General features: G+C 66.9%; 4 protein-coding genes and 1 pseudogene. All 5 read left to right on the top strand.

Annotated elements, in window-relative coordinates; genetic code table 11:
- Positions 1-1262 (top strand): annotated as a pseudogene (locus AB3X43_RS05020) (heme utilization protein); the annotation flags it as partial.
- Positions 1263-1441: 179 nt separating this feature from the next.
- A complete protein-coding gene (locus AB3X43_RS05015; protein ID WP_369428774.1) occupies positions 1442-3385 on the top strand; it encodes an O-linked N-acetylglucosamine transferase, SPINDLY family protein in 1944 nt (647 codons plus the stop codon).
- A gap of 9 nt (positions 3386-3394) precedes the next feature.
- Positions 3395-4186, top strand: coding sequence for a DUF5672 family protein (locus AB3X43_RS05010; RefSeq protein ID WP_369428773.1), 792 nt, complete (start codon positions 3395-3397; stop codon positions 4184-4186).
- Positions 4186-4668, top strand: coding sequence for a class I SAM-dependent methyltransferase (locus tag AB3X43_RS05005; protein ID WP_369428772.1), 483 nt, complete (start codon positions 4186-4188; stop codon positions 4666-4668). Before AB3X43_RS05010 ends, AB3X43_RS05005 begins: the two co-directional genes overlap by 1 nt.
- 16 nt (positions 4669-4684) lie before the next feature.
- A partial coding sequence (locus AB3X43_RS05000) for a hypothetical protein (RefSeq protein WP_369428771.1) occupies positions 4685-4985 on the top strand: 301 nt, incomplete at its 3' end.

The raw sequence follows: 4985 nt of genomic DNA, 5'->3' as shown, positions 1-4985 counted from the left end.
TGGGCACGGCCCAGATCGCCGCGTTGACCACGGCGCAGGTGCTCGCACTCGAAACCCGCGACCTGGTCGCGCTGGGCACGGCGGCCATCCACGCCCTCAGCACGGCCGACATCGTGGCGTTGAACACGGCACAGGTGGGCGTGCTGACCTCGACGCAGATCGCCACGTTCACCACGGCGCAGGTGATGGCCTTGGAAACCGCGGATCTCCATGCGTTGAACGCGACCCAGGTCCACGCGCTGAACACGGCGGACATCCATGTGCTGACCACGGCGCAGATCAGCGGACTGGGCACCGTGCAGGTCGCTGCCTTCACCACGGCGCACATCCAGGCGTTGACCACTGCGGACATCGTGGCGTTCAACACGTCGCACATCGCGGCCTTCACCACCGCACAGATCGCGGCGCTGACCACGGTGCAGGTGATGGCGATGGAGACACAGGACATCCATGCGCTCAGCACGTCCCAGGCCCTGGCGTTCGATTCCGTGGACATCGCGGCCATGTCCAGTGCCCAGATCGATGCGCTTCCGCTCGTGACACCGATCGTGCTCGATCTGGACGGCAATGGCATCCACACGCTGGCGGCATCGCACGGTGTGCATTTCGACCTGGCGGCCACCGGTGTGGCCCACCAGGTCGGATGGGTGTCCTCGGGCGATGGTCTGCTGGTCCGGGACATCAACGGGGACGGTCTGATCAACGACGGTCGCGAGCTGTTCGGCATGGCCACGCAGCTGGCATCCGGGGCCCACGCAGGAGATGGCTACGCCGCACTGCGGGCACTCGACTCCAACCACGACGGCAAGCTGTCCGCGGCCGATGCGCACTTCAGCGAACTCAAGGTCTGGGTCGACGCCAATTCCAACGGTGTGGCCGATGCCGGTGAACTGAAGAGCCTGGCGGATCTGGGCATCGTGTCGATGGACCTGACGGCCCAGACCGGCAGCCATGGAGACAACGGCAACGTCGTGGCCCAGTCGTCCAGCTACACGACGGCGGATGGGCAGACGCACCAGATGGCCGACGTCTGGTTTGCCAAGGCGGCTGCACCCGAGGTGAGCGACGCCCAGGGGCCGGCCACCGCCTCGGCGCCGACGACTGCGGCGGACCTGCTGGTGGCGGCACCTGAAACGCCGCTGGCCGACACCACCACTGCGGCACCCACCATGCACGCCGCACTGCCGGATGTCGATCTGCTGGCATCGCAGGCGTCGGCCCAGGCGCTGGAGGAGCTGTTGCGCCAGCAGCCGATCCTCTGACCGGGGTGACGTTGCGACACTGACGCATCGGTCCACCCGGACTTGATGCGTGGAAATGCGCCGGCCGAGTCCGGCGCTTTTCGTCATTTCGGGTCGGGTCTTGCTGCCACCATGGAGGCACCGATTCCCAGTCGTGCCCCGCAGGTATCCATGCGGGGGCGGCGCCCGCCCGAGCTGCAATGACCAAGGTGCCTACCGCTACGTCCCGCGCATCCGCCGCGATCTCGACCCCGCAGGTGGACCGCTCGGTGCTGATCCGTGCGATCGAACTGCAGAACCAGGGCCATGTCGCACCTGCCGAGCAGCTGCTGCTGCACTACCTCGCCCAGTCGCCGACCGATCCGGTGGCGGTCTACTCGCTGGCTGTGATCTGGCTGCGCATGCCGAATCCCGCGCCTGCGCTGGATCTGCTGGAGCGTGCGGTGAAGTCCGGCACCGATTTCGCGCCGCTCTGGTTCGCCCATGCCACGGTGCTGGTCAAGGTGGGCCGCCGCGACGACGCGCTGCTGAGTTACCAGCGGGCGATCGACCTCAAGCCGGACTATGCGGACGCCATGATCAACAGCGGCGTGCTGCTGCGGGATCTGCAGCAGCATGTGGCCGCCCTGACACGCTTCCAGCAGGTGCTCGCGCTGCAACCCGACAATGTCATCGCGCTGTCCAATGCGGCCACGCTCATGGCGGAATTCAAGCGCGGCGAAGACGCCGTGGCGCTGCTGGAGCGCTTGGTGCAACTGGCGCCGGACCACGACTACGCGCTGGGCATGCTGTGCCACGAAAAGCTCCAGGGCTGCGACTGGCAGGGTTTCGAGACGCTGTCGCAGCGGGTGATCGATGGGGTGCGGGCCGGCAGGCGCAGCAGCAAGTCGCTGGGCCTGATGGCACTCTCCGATTTCGCCGAAGACCACCAGCGCTGTGCGCGGCTGTTCTCGCAGCAGCGTTACCCCGCCAGCGCTGCGCCGCTGTGGGCCGGCGAGCGCTACCGCCACGACCGCATCCGGGTGGCCTATGTCTCGCCGGACCTGCGCGAGCACCCGGTCGGGCACCTGATGGCCGGCATTTTCGAGCGCCACGACAAGGTGCGGTTCGAGACGACCGGCCTCTCGCTCGGCGTGGACGATGGCAGCCGCCTGCGCGAGCGCATGACCCGTGCGTTCGACCACTTCGTGGATGCCCGGCAGATGACCGCAGCCCAGATCGCGGCGCTGCTGCGCGAGCGGGAGATCGACATCGTGGTCGATCTGGCCGGCTACACCGCGGATTCGCGCGCCGAGATCTTCACGTGGCGCCCGGCGCCGGTGCAGGTCAACTTCCTCGGCTACCCCGGCACGATGGGCCTGTCCTGCATGGACTACATCCTGGCCGACCGCCATGTGGTCCCGCCCGAGCACTGGCGTTTCTACGACGAGCGGGTGGTCTACCTGCCGGACGCCTACCTGCCGCCGGCCTCCAACCTGCAGATCGCCGAGGCCACGCCGACCCGTGCCGACTGCGGTCTGCCGCCGACCGGCATGGTGTTCTGCTCCTTCAACCACGACTACAAGATCCTGCCGGCGGTGTTCGCCGTGTGGATGCGGCTGTTGCGGCAAGTGCCCGGCAGCGTGCTGTGGCTGATGTCGCGCAGCGATCGTTCGCAGACGAACCTGCGGGCGAGTGCGCAGGCGGCGGGCATCGATCCCGATCGGCTGGTCTTCGCGCAACGTGTGCCACGGGTCGAAGACCATCTGGCCCGCTACCGCGTGGCCGACCTGTTCCTCGACACCCATCCCTACAACGCCCACAGCACCGCGGCCGACGCGCTGCTGGCCGGGTTGCCGGTGCTGACGTGTTCGGGGCAGTCGTTCCCGTCGCGGGTGGCCGGGAGCCTGCTGCATGCGGCGGGGCTGCCGGAACTGGTCACGCACTCGGTGGCCGACTACGAGCAGCTGGCCTTGGCGCTGGCCCGTGATCCGGACCGGCTCGCTGCGCTGAAGGTGCGGCTGGCCGAGCGGCACCACGACAGCGCGCTGTTCGACGTCGACGGATTCACCCGCCATCTGGAGACGGCCTACATCGCCATGTGGCGCCAGTCGCAACTCGGTGGTGCGCGGGATGCGCTGAGCGCACCGGCCCAGGCCACCTGAGGTCCGGCCATGTCGCACACCATCGTCCTGGTGCCCATCTACCAGCCCGTGCTGTCGGCGCTGGAGCAGTTCTCGCTCGACCACTCGCTGCCGCTGCTGGCCGAGAACGGGCGCGAGGTGCTCTTCATCGGCCCGAGGGGGCTGGACCTGACGTACTACGCGCGGCGCTATCCCGGCATCGGCTTCCATGGCTACGAACCCGGCTATTTCGGCTCGATCCGCGGCTACAACCTGCTGCTGCTCGACCCGGGTTTCTACGAGCGCTACGCCGCGCACGAGTTCCTGCTGATCCTGCAGACCGACGCGGTGCTGCTGCAGGACGACCTGGACCACTGGGCCCGCCTGCCGTATGACTACGTCGGCGCTCCCTGGCCGCAGGGATTGCAGGTGAAGGTCCACCTCGACCGGTTCGAGGGCGGCAACGCCAAGACCGTGCGCGCACTGGTCGGCAATGGCGGCCTGAGCCTGCGCCGGGTGCGCGCGTGCCAGGCGCTGTTGCGCGAGTTTCCCTTGGCTGCCGAGCATTTCCGCCAGAGCGGCTCCAGCGAAGACCTGTACTTCGCCGTGATGGGCCTGCTGTCCGCCGCATTCGTGCTGCCCAACGAGCGGGTGGCCTCGCTGTTCGCCTGGGAACTGGCGCCCGAGCACTACCACGCGGTCAATGGCGTGCCGCCCATGGGTGGGCATGCCTGGTGGAAATACAACCCCACGTTCTGGACCCGCTTTTTCCGCATGCCGCCGCCACTGCCCGCGACCCCCATGGTCCGCACTGTCGATTCCGTCTCCCTGGAGGACACCTGATGAGCAAATCCCTCGACCTGGGCTGCGGCCTGCAGCCCAAGAATCCGTTCAATGCGCAGGAGGTCTACGGCGTCGATGTGCGCGACGACGCCGAAGCGCACATCGTCCAGGCCGATCTGGTGGTCGAGCCGATTCCATTTCCGGACAGCTTCTTCGAGTATGTGACGGCGCATGATTTTCTCGAACATATTCCACGCCTGATTTACGTGCCACAGCGCCGGAATGCCTTTGTCGAGGTCATGAACGAGATTCACCGCGTGCTCAAACCCGGTGGCATGTTCATGTCCTTCACGCCTGCATATCCCCATGCGGCGGTATTCCGCGATCCGACGCACATCAATTTCATCACCGAAGAAACCTTTCCGCTGTATTTCGACAACCAGCTGCGCTGGGCGTCGGTCTACGGATTCAAGGGCAGTTTCGAGATCGTCAGCCAGGAATGGCGCGGACCGCACCTGCTGAGCCTGATGCGCAAGGTCTGAGAAAAGGAATCCGACCATGAAGAACGATATTCTGGCGTTGGCCGCCCGGGGCGATGTGGTCCATGCGGCCCGTCTGGTGCGTGAAAGCCTGGCCACAGGTGGTGCCGAGCTGCGCGACATCCGTGTGCTGAGCGCCCACTTGCTGTTCCAGTCCACGCCGTGGGACGAGATCTCCGCGCTGCTGCCGCCGGACACCAACGGCGTCGTCACCTCGGGCCTGCTGAACTCGGTGCGCAAGGGCCGACCGCTGAATGCGCAGGACGAGCCGATTCCCTGGTTCACCTATCCCGCGATCGACTTCCTGGACGGCGTGGTGC

This window comes from Sphaerotilus sp. (assembly GCF_041083715.1).
GTDB lineage: Bacteria > Pseudomonadota > Gammaproteobacteria > Burkholderiales > Burkholderiaceae_C > Sphaerotilus.
Note: the sequence above shows the minus strand (reverse complement) of the source record. Positions and strands in the feature narration are given on the sequence as shown.

Bases quoted from the DNA above. Each gene is read 5' to 3' on its own strand.
- AB3X43_RS05015 (WP_369428774.1), top strand. From the start codon at position 1,442: ATGACCAAGGTGCCTACCGCTACGTCCCGCGCATCCGCCGCGATCTCG.
- AB3X43_RS05010 (WP_369428773.1), top strand. From the start codon at position 3,395: ATGTCGCACACCATCGTCCTGGTGCCCATCTACCAGCCCGTGCTGTCG.
- AB3X43_RS05005 (WP_369428772.1), top strand. From the start codon at position 4,186: ATGAGCAAATCCCTCGACCTGGGCTGCGGCCTGCAGCCCAAGAATCCG.